The organism is Acidomonas methanolica (genome assembly GCF_004346035.1).
GTDB classification, from domain to species: Bacteria; Pseudomonadota; Alphaproteobacteria; order Acetobacterales; family Acetobacteraceae; genus Acidomonas; species Acidomonas methanolica.
Map to the genome: position 1 here is coordinate 51,134 of NZ_SLZN01000001.1, position 19,870 is coordinate 71,003.

Here is a 19,870-nt window from a genome sequence, read left to right on the forward strand (position 1 = left end):
TCAGTACGCCCGGCCGCTCGGCACGCGCGGGGACAGGGTGAAACGAAGAGCAAGCTGCGCGCGCAGCTTCGACCAGGCGAGCTGGCTCAGCATGAGCACCACCACCGTGGCCGCCACGAGGGTCAGCGCCGCATGTTGCGCATCATCCGTCGCCAGGGCGCGGTTCATCAGGCTGCCGAGACCCGGCGTATGAACCGGAATGCCTTTCCAGGAGAGCGCGTCCGCCATCAGGGTGGCGTTCCAGCACCACATGAACGCGGCGAAAGCGCCATCCGCCAGAGGCACGGCGAGACCCGGCAGAAGCAGCCGCCGCCAGAGCAGGGCGCCGCGCAGGTCGAGACTCCGCGCCGCCCGCATGAGATCGGGCGGCATGGCCCGCATCCCACCCATCAGGGCGAGCAGCATCAGCAGGAAGGTGCCGGGAAAGACCAGCGCCGTGAGCCAGACTCCCGGATGCAGGCCCCAGTCCAGCACGAACGCCGCCATGAGGGGATAGAGCAGCACGGGAGGATAGAGCGCCAGCAGCCGGATCGGACCCTCCAGCCGGGACCGCGCGCCGATGTGGCTGGCCAGGAGCAAGGCCGTCACCCCGGCCAGGCCACAGGTGAGCAGAACCCGCAAGGTGGTGAACAGGGCGTTCTCGATCACGAGCCCCAGATCCAGCAGCCTCAGCCCGGAAGGCGGAAAGACGGCCAGCATCGCGACCGCCGCCGCCAGCACCACCCACCAGAACAGTTCCGCGTCGCGCCCGGCCGTCGGGCAGGCGTCGCTATCCGCCTCGCGACCGCGCGGCGGCCGTCCGAACCGGATCATTCCCAACTGAATGACGACCGCGTGGCCGATCGTGGAGAGCCGGTTCAATATCTTCCAGCGCCGCCAGATAGCCAGCAGCCAGACGAGCCGCATCCCGGCGGTGCCTCCGCCGTCGAAGCGCGCGGCCCAGGCGAGGGCAGGGGCCATCATCATCCGGTCGAACGCCGTCACGAGCACGGCGCAGGCAAGCGCGTCGAGCAGGATCAGCCCCACGGCCCCCGACTGGGCGGCGGCAATCGCCATGCCCCCCAGCCCCGGCGCGAAGAGCTTTTCCGCCCCCAGCATCTCGCCGGCAAGCAGGGTCATCCAGCAGACCGGCAAGGCGACGCGCAGGGCGCGCATCCCCGCCGGAATCGAAAAAGGCACCTCCAGCCGCCACAGCCGTTGCCAGCCCGTCATGCCCATGCCGAGCGTCGCGGCGTGCAGATCCGCGGGAACGGTGGCGATCGCCTCGCCGATGGCGCGCCCCGCCCCCCAGATCGCCGGAGCCGCCGCCGCGAGCAGCAGGACGGTTTCATGCGCCGTGCGAGTCGTTACCAGAGTCAGGAGTAGCGCCAGCACCCCGATGGGCGGCGCGATCTCCATCACCCGCACGCCCGCCAGCCCGAGAAATCCGAAGCGCCGCAGCGGCACACAGGCGATGCCGAGAAGCGTCGTCAGGATCATGCCGCATCCGAGCGCGAGCACGAAACGCAGCGCCGTGACGGCCATGCTCTCCGGAAGGGCGGACAGGGCGGCCCGCGCCATTCCGGCGGGATGTGCGCCGCCCGATCCATATACGCTCACCGCCAGCGCCACCGCGCCCAGCGCCGCCAGGGCCAGCCGGTCCGTTCGACGGTCATTCATCCGATGCATGACCTGTCACCGCGCGACATGGCGTTCATCCCTTCCCGGATGCGCCCCGATGGAAGCCGGTGCTCCCGAACCCGCCCTCGCCCCTCGTCGTCGCGTCCAGCATCTCCACCTCCACCCAGCGCAGCCGCACCACCGGAGCCAGCACGGCCTGCGCGATCCTCATGCCGCGCGTGATGGTGAAGGAGTCGCTTCCGCCATTGAGGACGATGACACCGAGTTCGCCGCGGTAATCCTCGTCGATCGTTCCCGGCGCGTTGGGCAGCATGATGCCGTGACGCAGGGCGAGGCCGGAGCGGGGACGCACCTGCACCTCGTAGCCTTGCGGCAGGGCCAGTTTCAGCCCCGTCGGAATCAGCGCCCGCCCGCCCGGCGCGAGCACAACATCCTCCGTGATTGCCGCGAGGAGGTCGAGCCCGGCGGCGCCGTCCGTCGCATAGGCGGGCAGATCGAGCCCTTCCGCATGAGGAAGGCGCACCACCTCGACCGGGATGGAGTCGGGCGAATCATGAACTGTCATGGAACTGATTTGAGCCGAAGGGGAGGGCTGCCCGCAAGTGCGGACTTATGACAATGCGCCTGACAACGCGCTGGCGATCCGCGCCGCCAGTCGCCCGGCGACTTCGTCCTTGGGCAGGGCGGGCCAGGAGTCGGTCCCCGTCGCCGTCAGCAGGGTGACGGCGTTCGTGTCGCCGCCGAATACGCCGCTTCCCGCGCCGACGCTGTTGGCGACCAGCCAGTCGGCGCCCTTCCGTACGCGCTTGGCGGCGGCGTGTTCGAGCAGGTGATCGGTTTCGGCGGCGAAGCCGATCACCAGACGCGGCCGTTGCGGGCCGGGTCGGGCGAGGGTCGCGAGAATATCGGGATTTTCGACCAGTCTGAGCACCGGCGGTCCGTCCGCGTCCTTTTTGATCTTGCCCGCCGCTTCGCTCTCGACCCGCCAGTCCGCCACCGCCGCCACGCAGACGGCGATCTCGGCCGGAAGCGCCGCGAGACAGGCGTCGAGCATCTCCCGCGCGGTCTCGACATCGACACGCGCCACGCCGGGCGGAGTCGCGAGGCTGACCGGTCCGCTGACCAGAGTCACGCGCGCGCCGAGCCGCGCCAGCGCCGCCGCGATCGCGAAGCCCTGTTTCCCGGAGGAGCGATTGGCGATGACGCGCACGGGATCGATCGGCTCGTGAGTCGGCCCCGCCGTCACCAGGGCATGGCATCCCTCCAGAGGGCGCTCGGGAAAGAGCATCCCCTCAATGGCCGCCAGAATCGCGGGCGGCTCGGCCAGCCGTCCCGGCCCGAACTCGCCGCAGGCCATATCGCCCTCTTCGGGGCCGACGAACGCCACGCCCCGTTCGCGCAGGACGGCCAGACTCTCGCGGGTCGCGGGATGTTGCCACATCCGCACGTTCATCGCCGGAGCGAGCAGCACGGGCGTATCGGTCGCCAGAAGAAGGGTCGTGGCGAGATCGTCCGCCAGCCCGGCCCGCATGCGCGCCATGAGATTCGCCGTCGCCGGGCAGACCACCACCAGATCGGCGCTGCGCGACAGCTCGATATGCCCGATCGCGCTGTCTTCCGTCAGCGAGAACAGCTCTTCGCGCACCGGTTCGCCCGCGAGGGTCTGCACTGACAGCGGCGTGACGAATTCCCGCCCCGCCGCCGTCAGGACCGGCGTCACGGCGAGGTCCCGCCCGCGCAACAGGCGGATCAGCTCCAGGCTCTTATAGGCCGCGATTCCGCCGCCGATGATGAGGAGAACCCGCCCCCGACGCGCCGTTCCGCCTGTCGCTGCCCCAGGCATCGCCGCCTACACGCGCCAGCCCGAATGGATCGCCGCGATCCCGCCGGAAAGATTGCGATAGGTGACATGGGAGAGCCCGGCCTCGCGCATCATCGCGGCCAGCGTCTCCTGGTCGGGGAAGGTGCGGATGCTCTCCGCCAGATAGCGATAGCTCTCGGCATCCTTGGCGATCAGCGCGCCCATGCGCGGCAGGACGCCGAACGACCATGCGTCATAGACCGGCGCGAGCGCCGCCACCTGCACCTGGGAGAATTCGAGGCAGCAGAACCGCCCGCCGGGCCGCAGCACGCGCCGCGCCTCGCGGAGCACGGCGGGCTTGTCCGTGCAGTTCCGCAGGCCAAACGCGATCGCCACGCGATCCACGCTTGCGTCGGGGAGGGGAATCGCCTCGGCATCGACCACGCAGAAATCCAGATCCGCCACGAAGCCGCGCGCGGCGGCGCGGTCGCGCCCCACCGAGAGCATCGAACTGTTGATGTCGGTCAGCAGGGCGGGACCGCCCCCGGCCTTCAGCCAGCCGAAGCTGATATCGCCCGTCCCGCCCGCCAGATCCAGCAGGGAAAGTCCCGGACGCGGCCCGAGCGTGGTGATGAAGAGCCGCTTCCAGACACGATGGATGCCGAGCGACATCACGTCGTTCATCACGTCGTAGCGATTGGCCACACTGTCGAACACCGCGCGGACGAGCGGCTTCTTCTCGTCCCGGCCGACGGTGCGATAGCCGAAATCCGTCGTGCCGGACTCGGACGTATCGGAGTGATGGGAAGACGAAGGGGAAGCGGCGTTGTCGGTCATGCCCTCTCGATATAGGCTCCCCGCCCGAGATGCCAGAGCTTCCCGAAGTCGAAACCGTGATGCGGACCCTGCGCGGGGCGCTGGACGGGCAGGTGATCGCCCGCATCGTCCTCAACCGTGCCGATCTCCGCTGGCCCGTTCCCGCCGATCTGCCGAAGCTGGCGCGCGGGCGCCGGATTCTCTCCTTCCGGCGGCGCGGCAAATACATCCTCATGCGTCTCGACGGCGGGACCAGCGTCCTGCTCCATCTCGGCATGTCCGGCCGCATTCACGTCGAGCGGCGCGGCACGAACTCTGCGCGCAAGCATGAGCATGTCGTGATCGAGACGAAGGACGGAATCCGCGCCGGACTCGTCGATCCCCGCCGTTTCGGCGCGGTGCTGTCGATGCGGACGGAGGAGGAGGACGCGCACCCGCTTCTGGCGGGACTCGGCGTCGAACCGCTTGGCCCGGATTTTGGCGCAGCCCGGCTTGCCGGATGTCTGGCGGGGCGGCGCAGTCCGATCAAGACGGTCCTGCTCGACCAGAAACTCATCGCCGGGCTGGGCAATATCTATGTCTGCGAGGCGCTGTTCCGCGCGGGGATTCATCCCGAAATTCAGGCGCACACGCTGTCTCCCTCCGGAATCGCGCGGCTGGCCGAGGCGATTCCCGCCGTGCTGGAGGAAGCCATCGCGGCGGGAGGCTCGACGCTTCGCGATTACGTGCGGCCGGACGGCGAGAAGGGCGGATTTCAGGAACTGCATCGGGTCTATGGCCGCGAGGGCGAACCGTGCCCCGACTGTCCCGGCCCGCCCGCTTGCGGCGGCGTGCGGCGGATCGTCCAGTCGGGGCGATCGAGCTTCTTCTGCCCGCTGCGCCAACGCTCCGCGTCATGATGGTCAAGCGCCCGGATGTCACGCCAAGGAGCGACCGTCCCCTGACGGGCGCTGAACGGCGCCGCGCAGGCTCCCGCCAACGTCAAACCCGGGCGAGAGTCCGCATCAAACGCTTGACGGCACGGGCCGCGCTGGACTAAAGCCCACGCTTCGCCGGTCGGGCTGCTCTTTTCGGGCGGTTGAGACCGCTTGAGAATGTCGTCGCGCAAGCGACTCCAACGAGCCGAATGGTAGAACAGGTCTAAAAATCGTCATGGCCAACAACGCTTCCGCGCGCAAGCGCATCCGTCAGAACGAACGTCGTCGCGAACGCAACGTGGCCCGCGTGTCGCGCATGCGCACCTTCATCAAGAAGGTCGAAGCGGCGATCCTGTCGGGTGACAAGGGTGCCGCGGCCGAGGCGCTCCGCGCGGCGCAGCCGGAGATGCAGCGCGCCGCCGGCAAGGGCGTCGTGGCCCGCAATACAGTTGCGCGCAAGATTTCGCGTCTTTCCGCCCGCATCAAGGCTCTGGCCACGGCCTGAGACAGCAAGCAGTTTCAGGACAGGTTGTCTCGCTCGTGTGATTGGTATTTCTCTGATCACATGTGGAGTAGATTGGGCATCGCTCAACTAATGAGCGGTGCCTTTTCTTTGCTGTAGTATGCGAGCTTCTTCACATTAAGGTGGCGGTTTTTTGATCGTCGCCATCTTGTACTTGCGCCGGGCATGGCCGCCCCGTATTCTGACTGGATGAACGGAATGTAAGGCTGGGCGTTCGGCCGGGCCCGGTTCTGTCACGTCTTTTGTCATAGCTTTCGATGGAACATCGCTGGGAGAAGGGCATATGGCAGACAGCGCGTCGCATTTCGGAGCCGATATCGCCGCGTCCGACATGAGCCCCGCCGATGCCGGTCTGGCTGTCCACTGGAGTCGCATCCGCGATCGCCTCAAGCTCGAGGTCGGCGAGGTCGAATACGCCACCTGGCTGAAGCAGATCGTTCTCGGCCCCCTCGAGGAAGACGAAATCACCCTTCTGCTGCCCACGCGGTTCCTGCGCGACTGGGTCCGCGGCCAATATGGCGACCGATTGCAGCAACTCTGGATGGTGGAATGCGCGGCCGTCCGGCGCGTCGAGCTTCAGGTCCAACGTCAACCCGGCGGGGCTTCGCCGGTCGTCGAGTCCTCGCGGGCGGAAGAGCCGGCGGTCGTGGCCGAAGCGCCTGCGCCCGCGCCGGAAGTGCGGTCGGACCTCGCCGCGCCGCTTGACCCGCGCTTTACTTTCGACAGCTTCGTCGTCGGCAAGCCGAACGAATTCGCCTATGCCTGCGCCCGGCGCGTGGCGGAAAAACCGTCCAGCCCCGGATTCAACCCGCTGTTCCTCTATGGCGGCGTGGGACTTGGCAAGACGCATCTGATGCACGCCATCGGCTCGGAGCTTCTGCGCGGCGGTCGCGTCTCGGTCGCCTACATGTCCGCCGAGAAATTCATGTACCGCTTCATTGCCGCGATCCGTTCGCAATCGACGATGGAGTTCAAGGAGCATCTGCGTTCCGTCGACGTGCTGATGATCGACGATCTGCAATTCCTGATCGGCAAGGATAATACGCAGGAAGAATTCTTCCATACATTCAATGCTCTCGTGGATGCGGGCCGCCAGATCGTCGTCAGTGCGGACAAGTCGCCCTCGGATCTCTCCGGGCTGGAGGATCGTCTCCGCACCCGTCTGGGCTGCGGCATGGTCGCCGATATCCACGCCACCACCTTCGAGTTGCGCATCTCCATTCTGGAAGCGAAGGCGCAGGCATCCGGCGTCGCCGTGCCGACCAAGGTGATGGAATTCCTTGCCCACAAGATCACGTCGAACGTCCGCGAACTGGAAGGCGCGCTGAACCGCCTCATCGCCCATGCCAATCTCTTCGGTCGTCCGGTCACGCTGGAAAGCACCCAGGAGGTGCTTCACGACATCCTCAAGGCGCATGACCGTCGTGTCACGATCGAGGAAATCCAGCGGAAAGTGGCCGAACACTGGAATATCCGCCTGACGGACATGTCCTCCGCCCGTCGCGCCAGGGCGGTGGCGCGCCCGCGTCAGGTCGCGATGTATCTCGCCAAGCAGCTCACCAGCCGCTCCCTGCCGGAAATCGGACGAAAATTCGGCAATCGGGATCACACCACCGTCATGCACGCCGTCAGCCGCGTGGCCGAACTCATGACGACCGACGCCGCTTTCGCCGAAGATGTGGAATTGCTGCGCCGAATGCTGGAAGGCTGAGCTTCAGTCTGATAGCATTGGCCATCCGGCGTTCGTTTCGCCTTTCCGGTGCTGAGGACCATCACTTCCATGAAATTCAAGGCTGACCGCGCCACGCTGTTACGGGCTCTCGCCCACATCCAGAGCGTGGCGGAGAAGCGCAACACCATCCCCATTCTCGCCAATGTGCTGATGTCGGCGGAGGATGGTTTGCTTCGTCTCACGGCCACGGATATGGAAATCGCCGTCGTCGAGGAAATCGCCGCGGAGGTGCTTCGCCCCGGCGTGACGACGGCTCCCGCCGCCGTGCTGTATGACATCGTCCGCAAGCTCCCGGACGGATCGGTCGTCGAACTCGACCATTCCGGCAGCGAGGCCCCGCTGAGCCTGCGCGCGGCGAAATACGCCACCAGTCTGAACGTCCTGCCGGTGGATGATTTCCCCTCCATGGTCGCAGGCGACCTGCCGCACAGCTTCGCCTTGTCGGCCGCCACGCTGCGCGGGCTGATCGACCGCACGCGCTTCGCCATCTCCACGGAGGAGACGCGCTATTACCTGAACGGCATCTATCTCCACGTCGCCGAAGGCCAGACCGGCCCCATGCTGCGCGCGGTGGCCACGGACGGACATCGCCTCGCGCGGGTGGAGACGGAGCTGCCGTCGGGCGCAGAAGCTATCCCCGGCGTCATCGTCCCGCGCAAGACGATCAACGAACTCCGCAAGCTGCTGGACGAGGGCGCGGCGGATATCGAGATTTTCGTGTCCGATACGCGCATCCAGTTCAGGGCCGGCCCGGTTCTGCTGACCTCCAAGCTGATCGACGGCACCTTCCCGGAATATGAACGCGTGATCCCCAAGGGAAACGATCGCATCCTGCGCGTCGGCAAGCGCGATTTCGCCGATGCGGTCGGCCGCGTCGCCGCGATCAGCCAGGAACGGTCGCGCCCGGTGAAGCTCTCCGTGGCTCCCAACCTGCTGACGCTTTCCGCGGTGAGTCCGGATCAGGGCATGGCGAAGGAAGAGCTGGACGAAACCAGCGTCGCCTATGAGTCCGAGCCGATCGAGATCGGCTTTCAGGCACGTTATCTCAACGATATCACCGACCAGATCGAGACGGAGGTCGAGTTCGCCTTCGCCGACAGCGCCGCGCCGACGCTCGTGCGCGACACCAATTCGCCGTCCGCGCTCTATGTCCTGATGCCGATGCGGGTCTGAGTTCCCGCCTCGGGACCAGAGTCGCCTCTGCCAGAATAGTCCCCGCAAGGTGAGAATAGACCGTCTCGTCCTCGCCGATTTCCGCAATTACGCCCGTCTGGACTGGACGCCGCGCAGGCGGATCGCGGTGCTGAGCGGCGAGAACGGCGCGGGCAAGACCAATCTTCTCGAGGCCGTCTCGCTTCTCGCGCCCGGTCGCGGCCTGCGGGCCGCCCCGTTCGGCCAGGTGCAGCGCCTCGGCGCGGAGAGCGGCTGGGGAATCGCGGCATGGCTCGCGCATGACGCGGAAAGGATCAAGATCGGAACGGGCCGGGCTCCCGCCGGCGGGGCGAGGCGCCTCTTCCTGCTGGATGACGCGCCCATCCGCGCCCAGTCGGAGATCGCCGCGCATTTCGCCTGCGTCTGGATCACGCCGCAGATGGACCGGCTGTTTACCGAGGCGAATTCCGGTCGGCGGCGCTTTCTCGATCGCCTCGTCGTGGCGCTCGACCCGCATCATGCGCGGGAAACGGCCGCGCATGATCGCGCGATGGCCCAGCGCAACCGGGTTCTGATCGAACGTCCCGGAGAGACCGGCTGGCTGAACGCGCTGGAAGAATCCGTCGCGCGCCACGCCGTCGCCGTGACGGCCGCGCGGCTGGCGCTGATCGACGCGATGAACGGGATCGAACTGGAGCTGCATGGCTTTCCGCGCAGCGATCTGGCGCTGGACTGTCCGATCGCCGCCGCGCTCGCGGCAAGCCCGGCCCTCGCCGTCGAGGACGATCTCCGCGCCAGACTCGCCGCCGCGCGCGGCGGAGACCGGAGTCGAGGGAGCGCGGAACATGGCGCGCAGAAAGCCGATCTCCTTCTGAGCGATCGCATCACCGGGCGTAGCGCGGCCCTGTCCAGCAGCGGCCAGCAAAAGGCCATGCTGCTCGGCGTCGTTCTGGCCCATGCGCGGGTGATCGCCGAACGACGCGGCCAGCCGCCCGCGCTCCTGCTCGACGAACCTCTGGTGCATCTCGACGCCACCCGCCGGACGGCGCTGCTGCAAGCCCTTGCCGGAATCGATGCGCCCGTCCTGCTGAGCGGAACCGACGCCGCTGAATTCGCCCCATTGGGCGACGCGGCGGAATTTGTCCATGTCCGCCACGGAAATTTTTTAAAATCAGAATGATATATTCTCACGCCGAGACGTTGTATCAAGTGTCGTCAAGCGGCGATTCCTGCCCGCGTTTTCGCGCCGGATATGGTTTGCAGGCGCTGTTCCCGCTATACTGACTCCTTTGAGCCGTTCAGGAGCTGTCCTCTCGTATGTCCGATACCAATCACGTCGCCTCGTCCCAGACATCTGACTCCCGGAGCCCTGACGACGGAAGCGATTACGGCGCGTCCTCCATCTCGGTTCTCCGTGGCCTCGACGCGGTGCGCAAGCGACCTGGCATGTATATCGGCGACACGGATGACGGGTCGGGCCTGCATCACATGGTATTCGAGATCATTGACAACGCGGTGGACGAGGCCCAGGCGGGCCATGCGACACGTTGCGTCCTGACCCTGAATGGCGACGGCTCGGTCAGCGTCCGGGATGACGGGCGCGGCATCCCGACCGATCTGCATGAAGAGGAAGGGGTCAGCGCGGCCGAGGTGGTGCTGACGAAGCTTCATGCCGGCGGCAAGTTCAACCAGAATTCCTACAAGGTGTCCGGCGGTCTGCATGGCGTCGGCGCGGCGGTGGTGAATGCCCTCTCCGAATGGATGGAAGTGCGGATCTGGCGGCAGGGCCAGGAGCACTTCATCCGCTTCCAGCATGGCGAGCGCGACGCGCCGCTCGCCGTCCTCGGTCCCAGCGACGAACCGCGCGGCACGCTCGTCACCTTCAAGCCGAGTGCGCGGACCTTTACGAAGCTGGAATTCGACTTCGCCGTGCTGGAACGCCGGATGCGCGAACTCGCCTTTCTCAATTCCGGCATGGAAATCATCCTGCGCGACGAGCGCCATGCCGAGCCGCGCGAAGTCTGCTTCCGCTATGACGGCGGTCTGGTCGCCTTCGCCGAGTGGCTCGATGCGTCCAAGATCCCGGTCATCAAGCCGCCCATCGCCGCCTCGGTCGATCATCCGGAAAGCGGCATGCGCGTCGAATTCGCGCTGACATGGAATGACAGCTTCCATGAGACCATGCTCTGCTTCACCAACAATATCCCGCAGCGCGACGGCGGCACGCATCTCGCGGGATTCCGGCAGGCGCTGACGCGCGTCGTCGGCAAATATGCGGAGATGAACAGCAAGCGCGAGGCCGCGTCGCTGACGGGTGAGGACATGCGCGAGGGCATGACGGCCGTGCTGTCGGTCAAGGTGCCCGACCCGAAATTCTCCTCGCAAACCAAGGACAAGCTGGTTTCTTCCGAGGTCCAGCCCGTGGTGCAGGCCGCCGCCGCCGATGCGATCGCCCACTGGTTCGAGACGCATCCCAAGGAAGCGAAGGCGGTGGTCGCCAAGGTGATCGAGGCCGCCGCCGCGCGTGACGCCGCGCGCCGCGCGCGGGAGTTGACCCGCCGCAAGGGCGTGCTGGACGTGTCGTCTCTGCCAGGCAAGCTGGCCGATTGCCAGGAGCGGGACCCCGCGAAGTCGGAACTCTTCATCGTGGAGGGCGATTCGGCGGGCGGCACGGCCAAGCAGGGGCGCGACCGGCGCTTTCAGGCGATTCTGCCGCTCAAAGGCAAGATCCTGAACGTGGAGCGCGCGCGGTTCGACCGGATGTTGAGTTCGGCGGAAGTGGGCACGCTCATTACCGCGCTGGGAACCGGCATCGGGCGCGGCGAGGCGGATCAGGGCGGATTCAGCCTCGAGAAACTGCGTTACCACAAGATCGTCATCATGACGGACGCCGATGTGGACGGCTCGCATATCCGCACGCTTCTGCTGACATTCTTCTTTAGGCAGATGCCGGAACTCATTGAAAATGGATATCTTTATATCGCCCAGCCGCCGCTTTACCGTGCCAAGCGCGGCAATGAGGAACGCTATCTGAAGGACGACGCAGCACTTGAGGACTATCTGCTCGACAAGGCGCTGGCCAACACGTCGCTTCGTTTCCATGACGGGCGGGAATTAAGTGGCGAGGCCTTGACGAGCGCGGTCCGGTCGATCGGGCGGGTGGCGCAGACCCTGCGTCGTATCTCGACCAAGGTGCCGGTCTGGGTTCTCGAACAGGCGGTGATTTCCCGCGCCCTGCACCTTGATGCGGAGGTCGCGCAGGCTCGCGCGGCGGTGCTCCAGAGTCGGCTGGACGCGGCGTCTCCCGCCAATGAACGCGGCTGGATGGTGGCGCCGACCGATCTGGGCGAACTCCGTCTCGCCCGCAGCGTGCGCGGCGTCGGCGAGGTCTATACGCTCGATTCCGCCCTGCTTCGTTCCGCCGAGGCGCGCTGGCTGACCGGCGAGGAAGACAGGCTGGAGCGCGATTTCGCCCGGCCGGCGACGCTGGTTCTGGATGGGCATGCCGTTGAAGTGAATGGCCCCGCCGCGCTGTTCGACCGTATTCTGGCCCAGGGCCGCAAGGGGCTCGCCATCAACCGCTTCAAAGGGCTGGGCGAGATGAACAATGAGCAATTGTGGAACACCACGCTCGATCCGGCCATGCGCATTCTCCTGCAGGTGAAGGTCGGCGATGTGGAAGATGCGGCGCAGGTCTTCTCCACGCTCATGGGCGACGTTGTGGAGCCGCGCCGCGATTTCATCATCGGCAACGCCCGGAAGGTCGCAAATCTGGATGTATAGGCGCGCCGCGCTGCTGGCGGCCGGAACTCTCTTCGCCGCCGCCGCCCCGGGTTTCGCTCAGGCCGACGATCCGCAGGTCAACGCCCAGTATCGCGTTTTCGCGCATGGCTTCCATGTGGCGGACGCTTCGGCGAGCTACAAGCTCACCCCTTGGGGTTACGGCATCACCACCCATCTCGTCGCGGGCGGTTTGCTGAGCATCTTGATCAGCATGGATGTCACGAGCCATGCCGAGGGCCGTTTCGAGAACGGCTGGGTCGCGCCCATGAATTTCGGGAGCGGCGGCTATTCTCGCGGCAAGACGCGCCACGTTGAAGTAACCTATCAGAACGGCGCCCCGGTCGTGACTCAGCTCACGCCGCCGGAAAACGATCGTCTGCCCGTGCCGGACGATGAAAAGCGCAATGCCATCGACACGCTGTCCGCCATGGCGCTGTTGCTGAACACGATCGAACAGACCGGCCACTGCGACGGCGCCTCCCGTATTTTCGACGGTCTCCGTCTCACCTCGATGACCGTTCACGGACCGATCGACGCCAAAGTGCCGGAAGGGTCGGGCGAGGTGTTTCTTGGCAAGTCCCTCCGCTGCGACTTCGTCGGTCAGCAGATCGCGGGATTCATCAAGGACAGTTCTCATCTCGCCGAGATGAAGGCGCCGCGTAAGGGATCGGCCTGGTTCCAGTCAATGCCGGGTCTTGGTCTCGTCGCGGTACGGATCGAATTCGATCACCCCAAGATAGGACATATGATAGCGGTCCTGAGCCGCATTCCACAAAAGATGTAAATTCAACATATTGGAGAGGCTTTCTAAACGGGAATCTCAGCGATGATGGCGGGAATGCGGGAGATCGATTCCGCCATGATGACCGGCTCCGAGACGTTGCCGGGTGTCCCGTAGCCCCATTCCGCGAAAATTCCCCGCACATGCGCGCCATGCGCGGCGAGCAGGTCATTGTGATGATCGCCGATCATGACCGCGTTTTCCGGCGCGTGCCCGGCCAGTTCGATCACGCCGAGCAGATGGCGCGGGTCCGGTTTGCGCCAGGGAAAGGTGTTGCCGCCCGCCAGAGCGACGAAGGCGTCGGACAGTCCCAGCGCCTGGAGAATATCCCGCGCAGGAGCCTCGGGCTTGTTCGTGCACACGGCGCAGGCGATTCCTCTCCCGCGCAGCGTGTCGAGAGCCTCGCGCGTACCGGGAAAGGGACGGGTCAGGCGCGAGGAACGGGGCGTGTAGAGCGCCACGAACTCCGCTATCGCCTTTTCCGGCGCGATCTCCGGAGACGCGCCCCCGAAGGCGAGAAGCCGCTCCACGAGCACGCCCGCTCCATCGCCGATCATGCCGCGAATGACGTCGTCATCCGGACGCGGCAGTCCGTAGCGGGCCATCATTTCGCGCGCGGCGTCGGCAAGATCGGGAAGGCTGTCCACGAGCGTGCCATCGAGGTCGAAAACGGCGAGGGTGACGGCGGGAATATGTGTACGCGTCATGTCGGCTCCGGGGCGGTCACGAGGGAGCAGGCAACAAACGGCAACCTGAAGTGACTCGCAAGCGGTTTGACAGTTCTCCGGCGCTTTGGCTACGGCGTGACTCAGTCACTGTCTTTTGTTCCGAGGTTTCCACTCCGTGCCAGCCCCCCGTCCGACCACCGCCGTGATCCTCGCCGCCGGGCTCGGCACGCGGATGCGCTCGACCCTGCCCAAGGCCATGCACCGGCTCGGCGGACGCCCCATGATCGCCCATCTGATCGCGACGGCGGAAACGGTGTTCGACCGCATCGTCGTGGTCGTCGGCCCCGGCATGGAGGCGCTGGCCGCCTTGTGCGCGCCGCATGCGACGGTCGTCCAGCAGGAGCGTCTCGGCACCGGCCACGCGGCCCGCATGGCGCAGGATCTGTTCGGCGAGGGCGACGTCGCCGTGCTCTATGCGGATAATCCGCTCATCACCGCCGTCACCATGCGCGCGCTGCTCGATGCACGGCAGGGAGCCGAACTGGCGCTCGTCGCCATGCGCCCGGCCGATCCCGGACGCTACGGCCGCGTCGTCACCGAGGGCGACCGCGTCCTGCGGGTGGTCGAATGGAAGGACGCCACGTCCGAGGAACGCGCGATCGACCTGTGCAATGCGGGGGTCATCTGCGCCGGGGCCGACGCCCTGCGCGGCTGGCTCGGCGACGTGCGCGCGGAGAACGTCCAGGGGGAATATTATCTCACCGATGTCGTGGCGCTCGCCGCGGCCAAAGGAACGGTGCGCTTCGTCGAGGCGCCGGAAGCCGAACTGGCGGGGATCAATTCCCGCGCGGAGCTGGCGCGCGCCGAGGCGGCGCTTCAGGACCGCCTGCGCGGCGAGGCGATGGAAGCGGGCGTCACGCTCGTCGCGCCCGAAACGGTGTTCCTCTGCGCCGACACGGTGATCGAGCCGGATGTGGTGATCGAACCCAACGTCGTGTTCGGCCCCGGCGTCACCCTCCGCAGCCATGTCACCATCCGCGCCTTCAGCCATCTGGAAGGGTGCGAGGTGCGCGGCGGCGCGATCATCGGACCCTATGCCCGGCTGCGCCCCGGCACACTCTGCGCAGAGAACACGCATGTCGGCAATTTCGTCGAACTCAAGGCCGTCACGCTGGGCGAGGGGGCGAAGGCCAATCATCTCACCTATCTCGGCGACGCGGCGATCGGCCCGCGCACCAATGTCGGCGCGGGGACCATCACCTGCAATTATGACGGCGTGTTCAAACATCGCACGACGATCGGCGCCGATGCGTTCATCGGCTCGGATTCCATCTTCGTCGCGCCGGTGACGGTCGGGGACGGCGCTCTGGTCGCCGCCGGAAGTGTCATCACCGAGGCGGTTCCGGCAGAGGCGGCCGCTTTCGGGCGTGGACGGCAGGTCAACAAGGAAGGGCGTGCGAAAATCCTGCGCGACTCCCTGCTGGCGCGGAAGGAGAAACGCTGATGTGCGGGATCTGTGGCGTGGTCGGGACGCGCCCTGCGGCCCCGCTCATCTTCGAGGCGCTGCGGCGGCTCGAATATCGCGGCTATGATTCCGCCGGAATCGCCACGCTCGGCCCGCAGGGGATCGACCGGCGGCGCGCGGCGGGCAAGCTCGACAATCTGGAACGCGTCCTGCACGCCGCGCCGCTGGACGGCACGACGGGTATCGGCCACACGCGCTGGGCCACCCATGGCAGCCCGAACGAGACGAACGCCCATCCCCATGCGGTGGGCGGGGTGGCCGTCGTGCATAACGGCATCATCGAGAATTACGAGACCCTGCGCGAGGAGCTGAGCGCGGCGGGCCGCGTCTTCACTACCGAGACGGATACGGAAACCGTCGCCCAGCTTGTCGATTCCCTGCTGGAACAGGGGCTTGCTCCGGAAGAAGCCGCCTTCCGCGCCCTGCGGCGTCTCGAAGGCGCCTATGCGCTGGCGATGATCTTCACCGGGCATGAAGGGTTGATGATCGGCGCGCGCCATGGCGCGCCGCTGGCGGTGGGGATCGGAGAAGGGGAGATGTTCCTTGGTTCGGACAGTCTCGCCCTCGCGCCGCTGGCGCGGAAGATCGCCTATCTCGAAGACGGCGACTGGTGCGTCCTGCGCCCGGGAGGAGTCGTTTTCCACGACGCGCGGGGCGAGGCGGTCGAGCGCCCGATCCAGACCGTCGCCCTGATCGGCGGCGCGGTCGGCAAGGACGGATATCGCCATTACATGGAGAAGGAACTGCACGAGCATCCGGTCGTCATCGGCCAGACGCTTCAGCGCATCATCGACCCCGTGACGCGGCAGATCACGCTGCCGGACCTGCCCTTCGCCCTGGAGGAAATTCCGCGCGCCGTCATCACCGCCTGCGGCTCCGCGTTCTATGCGGGGCTGGTGGGACGGTACTGGCTGGAAGCGGAAGCGCGTTTGCCGGTGGATATCGATGTCGCGTCCGAGATGCGCTACCGCAATCCGCCGCTGAGCGAGGGCGGCCTCGGCCTGCTCATCTCGCAATCCGGCGAGACGGCGGACACGCTGGCGGCCCTGCGCGGCTTGCGGGCGGCGAAGCAGCACATCCTCTCCGTGCTGAATGTCGAGACCAGCACCATGGCGCGGGAGAGCGACGTGACGCTCGGCATGGTGGCCGGGCCGGAAATCTCGGTCGCCAGCACCAAGGCCTTCACAGCGCAGCTCTCCGTTCTCGCCGCGCTCACCATCGCCATCGGCCAGGCGCGCGGCGCCATCGGCCCGGCCCGCCAGCAGCATCTCATCGCGTGCCTGCTCGATCTTCCCTCCCGGGCGGCGGAGGTGTTCGGCCAGGACGAGGCCATCCGCGCCATGGCGCAGGTCATCGCGGAGGCGCGGGACGTGCTCTATCTCGGGCGCGGCATCTGCTTCCCCGTGGCGCTGGAAGGCGCGCTCAAGCTCAAGGAAATCTCTTACATCCATGCCGAGGCCTATGCGGCTGGCGAAATGAAGCACGGCCCGATCTCGCTGATCGACCGCACCGTCCCCATCGTCGCCATCGCGCCCTCGACCATTCTCTTCGACAAGACCCTGTCGAATCTTCAGGAGGCCAAGGCCCGCGGCGGCCGCATCCTGGTGTTCACGGACGCTAAAGGCGCGGCGCGCCTGCGCGACCTGGCGGAGATCGTGGTGGTGGTGCCGGACGTGGACGCCTTTGTCACGCCGATCCTCTATACCATCCCGGTGCAGATCCTCGCCTATGAGGTTGCGCTTCTCAAGGGGACGGACGTGGACCAGCCGCGCAACCTCGCCAAATCGGTGACGGTGGAGTAAAATCCTGTCCCGCTGCCGCCGCCATTCGGCAGGAAAAAGATCGGTCGGTCGCTCATGCGCTTGATCTTCCCCTCCGTCAGAGGTGTATCTCCTTGCCGGACGATGCGCGGCGCGACCATCCGCTCCGGCGGAAGCGTCGTCTTTGCACGCCATGGCGAAAAGGCACGCAAGCAATGAGCGGCAGGATGAAGCCTGAGATTCTGGTCAGCGGGGCAGGGGTGGCGGGTCTCGTCACCGCCGTCATACTGGCCGAGCGCGGCGGCGCCGTCTGCCTGCACGAGGCCGGCGCGCGGATCGGCAGCGGCGCGTCCTGGATGGCGGGGGGCATGCTGGCCCCGTGGTGCGAGGCGGAGAGCGCGCCGGAGGAGATCACGCGGGACTCGCTGGACGCGGTCGGCTGGTGGCGCGCGCACGTGCCGGAATGCGCCGCCAACGGCACGCTTGTCGTCGCTCCCCCCCGCGATCTGCCGGAACTCGCCCGTTTCGCGCGCAGGACCAGCCATTTCGAGACGCTCGACGGTCGGCGCATCGCCGCTCTCGAACCCGATCTGGCGGATCGCTTCGACAAGGGGCTCTTCTTTCCCGAGGAAGCCCATCTCGATCCCCGCGCCGCGCTTGTCGCCCTGCGCGAACGGCTGATCGCACTGGGCGGAAAAATCTTCCACGGCGAGGATCGTCCCGCGCCGGAGGCGTTCGACTGGCACATCGACTGCACGGGGATCGCCGCCCGCGACTCGCTCAGGGGATTGCGCGGCATGCGCGGCGAGATGCTTCTCCTGCGCTGCCCGGAGCTTCATTTCCGGAGGCCCGTCCGCCTGCTGCATCCCCGCATCCCGGTCTACATCGTCCCGCGCGCGGAGAGCGTCTTCATGGTCGGCGCAACGATGATCGAGGCGGAAGATTCGCGTGGGATCACGGTCCGTTCAATGACGGACCTGCTCAATGCGGCGTATGCTCTCCATCCCGCCTTCGCCGAGGCGGAAATCATCGAGGCCAATGCCGGTCTGCGCCCGTCCTTTCCCGATAACATCCCGAAAGTGATCCGGGACGGGTGGACGATCCATGTGAACGGCATGTATCGCCATGGTTTCCTTCTCTCCCCCGCGCGCGGAATGGAGGTCGCCGCCATGGTGTTCGGCGCTGAGTAACGGAGGTCCATATGGAAATTCTGGTCAATGACGAGCGGCGCGACGTACGCTCCGGCGTTCTCGCCGACGTGCTGGCCGAGCTTGGCTTCGGCTCGGCGCGTATCGCGACGGCGGTGGACGGCGCGTTCGTCCCCGCCTCGGCCCGGGAGAATTTCCGTCTCGAACCCGGTTGCCGGCTGGAAATCGTCGCGCCCATGCAGGGAGGTTAGCAACGATGCGCGCCTATGGGCATGACTTCGCCTCGCCGCTTCTTCTTGGCACGGCGCTCTACGACAGCCCGGCCGTGCTGGCCGACTCCGTGCGCGCGGGCCAGCCCGGCGCCGTGACGGTTTCGCTGCGGCGGGAATCGGCGGGTCAACTGGCCGGGCAGGCGTTCTGGACGCTGGTGCGGGACCTCGGCGTGCCGGTGCTGCCGAACACGGCAGGCTGCCACGGCGTGCGCGAGGCGGTCACGACGGCGCAGATGGCGCGGGAGGTGTTCGGCACCAACTGGATCAAGCTCGAGGTCATCGGCAGCGGCGACCTGTTGCAGCCGGATCTGTTCGGGCTCGTCGAAGCCGCGCGCCTTCTCACCGAGGACGGATTCCAGGTCTTTCCCTACACCACGGAAGATCTCGTGGCCGCCGAGCGCCTGCTGCGCGCCGGGTGCGAGGTGCTGATGCCATGGGGCGCGCCGATCGGCTCGGGGAGGGGGCTCAACAACCTTTTCGGCCTTCGCGCGCTGCGTGCCCATTTCCCCGAAATTCCCATGGTGATCGACGCCGGGATCGGCCGCCCGTCCCATGTCGCGGCGGCGTTCGAAATGGGGTTCGACGCCGTGCTGCTGAACACGGCGGTGGCGAAGGCGGGCGATCCCGTCGCCATGGCGCGCGCCTTCCGCCTCGCCTGCGAGGTCGGGCGCCTCGGATTCGAGGCCGGCCCCATGCCGGAGCGGGACATGGCTGTCCCCTCGACGCCGACGCTTGGCCGGGCCATGCTGGACGCATGACACGTCTGATCTCCCCCATTTATCCCGTCGTGGATCATCCCCGCTGGGTCGAGCGTCTCGGCGGAGCCGGCGCGCGCTTCATTCAGCTTCGCCTCAAGGATCTGCCGCCCGAGACGTTGCGCGCGCAGGTCGTGGAAGCGCAGGAAGCCGCGGCGCGCCACAATGTCTGCCTCGTGCTGAACGATTACTGGCAACTCGGCATCGAACTCGGCGTCGATTATCTCCATCTTGGCCAGGAGGATCTCGACACGGCCGATGTGGCGCAGATCAGGGCCACGGGCATCCGGCTCGGCATTTCGACCCATTCCCACGAGGAACTGGACCGCGCACTGTCCTTCGCGCCGGACTATGTCGCTCTCGGCCCGATCTGGGAGACGACGCTGAAGAAAATGGTCTGGGCGCCGCAAGGTCTCGGGCGTCTGCGCGAATGGCGGCGTCTCTGCGGGGAGACGCCATTGGTGGCCATCGGCGGCATCACGCGCGACCGGCTGAAATCCTGCCTCGATGCCGGAGCGGACTCTGTCGCGGCGGTCTCGGACTTCATCCGCGCGCCCGACCCCGAACGTCAGGTCGCGCGCTGGCTCGCGGCGGCGAGGCAAGGGGCGGCCTGAGGC

At 66.8% G+C, this 19,870-nt stretch carries 18 protein-coding genes; 13 read left to right on the forward strand and 5 right to left on the reverse strand.

Annotated features, from left to right (window positions below; translation table 11 throughout):
* The 4 genes from EDC31_RS00265 to EDC31_RS00280 are packed head-to-tail and all read right to left on the reverse strand — an operon-like array spanning position 1 to position 4,258.
* A complete protein-coding gene (locus EDC31_RS00265; RefSeq protein WP_158310326.1) occupies positions 1-1,659 on the reverse strand; it encodes an ABC transporter permease subunit in 1,659 nt (552 codons plus the stop codon).
* 34 nt (positions 1,660-1,693) lie between these two features.
* On the reverse strand, positions 1,694-2,185 hold the full coding sequence (gene dut, locus EDC31_RS00270) for a dUTP diphosphatase (RefSeq protein WP_042059213.1): 492 nt from the start codon (positions 2,183-2,185) through the stop codon (positions 1,694-1,696).
* Between the two features lie 45 nt (positions 2,186-2,230).
* The gene (gene coaBC / locus EDC31_RS00275; protein WP_042059210.1) at positions 2,231-3,463 is read right to left on the reverse strand and encodes a bifunctional phosphopantothenoylcysteine decarboxylase/phosphopantothenate--cysteine ligase CoaBC; all 1,233 of its coding nucleotides are present in this window, start codon (positions 3,461-3,463) and stop codon (positions 2,231-2,233) included.
* A 6-nt stretch (positions 3,464-3,469) separates the two neighbouring features.
* Entirely contained in the window at positions 3,470-4,258 is a 789-nt protein-coding gene (locus EDC31_RS00280; RefSeq protein WP_042059207.1) for a class I SAM-dependent methyltransferase, read from the reverse strand.
* 29 nt (positions 4,259-4,287) lie between these two features.
* Between EDC31_RS00280 and mutM the strand changes: the two genes are divergently transcribed.
* The 7 genes from mutM (at position 4,288) to EDC31_RS00315 (ending at position 13,128) form a co-directional block, all read left to right on the forward strand.
* Complete coding sequence (gene mutM, locus EDC31_RS00285) at positions 4,288-5,136, forward strand: bifunctional DNA-formamidopyrimidine glycosylase/DNA-(apurinic or apyrimidinic site) lyase (protein ID WP_042059205.1); 849 nt, start codon at positions 4,288-4,290, stop codon at positions 5,134-5,136.
* A 253-nt stretch (positions 5,137-5,389) separates the two neighbouring features.
* On the forward strand, positions 5,390-5,659 hold the full coding sequence (gene rpsT / locus EDC31_RS00290; RefSeq protein ID WP_042059202.1) for a 30S ribosomal protein S20: 270 nt from the start codon (positions 5,390-5,392) through the stop codon (positions 5,657-5,659).
* 349 nt (positions 5,660-6,008) lie between these two features.
* Positions 6,009-7,388 (forward strand): chromosomal replication initiator protein DnaA, encoded by a 1,380-nt coding sequence (dnaA, locus tag EDC31_RS00295; protein ID WP_042059296.1) that lies wholly within the window; start codon positions 6,009-6,011, stop codon positions 7,386-7,388.
* A 69-nt stretch (positions 7,389-7,457) separates the two neighbouring features.
* Entirely contained in the window at positions 7,458-8,582 is a 1,125-nt protein-coding gene (gene dnaN / locus EDC31_RS00300; RefSeq protein WP_042059200.1) for a DNA polymerase III subunit beta, read from the forward strand.
* Between the two features lie 49 nt (positions 8,583-8,631).
* A complete protein-coding gene (recF, locus tag EDC31_RS00305) occupies positions 8,632-9,741 on the forward strand; it encodes a DNA replication/repair protein RecF (protein WP_042059197.1) in 1,110 nt (369 codons plus the stop codon).
* Between the two features lie 137 nt (positions 9,742-9,878).
* Positions 9,879-12,344 carry a DNA topoisomerase (ATP-hydrolyzing) subunit B gene (gene gyrB / locus EDC31_RS00310; protein ID WP_042059195.1) on the forward strand — a complete coding sequence of 822 codons (2,466 nt, stop codon included), beginning with the start codon at positions 9,879-9,881 and terminating at the stop codon, positions 12,342-12,344.
* Positions 12,337-13,128: a DUF3108 domain-containing protein gene (locus EDC31_RS00315; protein ID WP_042059193.1), complete on the forward strand. Its 792-nt coding sequence runs from the start codon at positions 12,337-12,339 to the stop codon at positions 13,126-13,128. The genes gyrB and EDC31_RS00315 overlap by 8 nt, the downstream gene beginning before the upstream one ends.
* A 23-nt stretch (positions 13,129-13,151) precedes the next feature.
* Here the strand turns inward: EDC31_RS00315 and EDC31_RS00320 are convergent, their stop codons facing one another.
* A complete protein-coding gene (locus EDC31_RS00320; RefSeq protein WP_042059192.1) occupies positions 13,152-13,832 on the reverse strand; it encodes an HAD hydrolase-like protein in 681 nt (226 codons plus the stop codon).
* Positions 13,833-13,947: 115 nt separating this feature from the next.
* On the opposite strand from EDC31_RS00320, the gene glmU reads away from it, so the two are divergent.
* The 6 genes from glmU to EDC31_RS00350 all read left to right on the forward strand — a co-directional run bounded on the left by glmU (position 13,948) and on the right by EDC31_RS00350 (position 19,867).
* Complete coding sequence (gene glmU, locus EDC31_RS00325; protein WP_042059189.1) at positions 13,948-15,297, forward strand: bifunctional UDP-N-acetylglucosamine diphosphorylase/glucosamine-1-phosphate N-acetyltransferase GlmU; 1,350 nt, start codon at positions 13,948-13,950, stop codon at positions 15,295-15,297.
* Positions 15,297-17,120 carry a glutamine--fructose-6-phosphate transaminase (isomerizing) gene (gene glmS / locus EDC31_RS00330; protein WP_042059187.1) on the forward strand — a complete coding sequence of 608 codons (1,824 nt, stop codon included), beginning with the start codon at positions 15,297-15,299 and terminating at the stop codon, positions 17,118-17,120. Before glmU ends, glmS begins: the two co-directional genes overlap by 1 nt.
* 185 nt (positions 17,121-17,305) lie before the next feature.
* Positions 17,306-18,268, forward strand: a complete 963-nt coding sequence (gene thiO / locus EDC31_RS00335; RefSeq protein WP_408735060.1) for a glycine oxidase ThiO — start codon at positions 17,306-17,308, stop codon at positions 18,266-18,268.
* Positions 18,269-18,279: 11 nt separating this feature from the next.
* The gene (thiS, locus tag EDC31_RS00340; RefSeq protein WP_042059183.1) at positions 18,280-18,477 is read left to right on the forward strand and encodes a sulfur carrier protein ThiS; all 198 of its coding nucleotides are present in this window, start codon (positions 18,280-18,282) and stop codon (positions 18,475-18,477) included.
* Positions 18,478-18,482: 5 nt separating this feature from the next.
* Positions 18,483-19,256 carry a thiazole synthase gene (locus EDC31_RS00345; RefSeq protein WP_042059181.1) on the forward strand — a complete coding sequence of 258 codons (774 nt, stop codon included), beginning with the start codon at positions 18,483-18,485 and terminating at the stop codon, positions 19,254-19,256.
* Positions 19,253-19,867, forward strand: a complete 615-nt coding sequence (locus tag EDC31_RS00350) for a thiamine phosphate synthase (protein ID WP_042059178.1) — start codon at positions 19,253-19,255, stop codon at positions 19,865-19,867. The genes EDC31_RS00345 and EDC31_RS00350 overlap by 4 nt, the downstream gene beginning before the upstream one ends.
* Positions 19,868-19,870 lie beyond the last annotated feature (3 nt).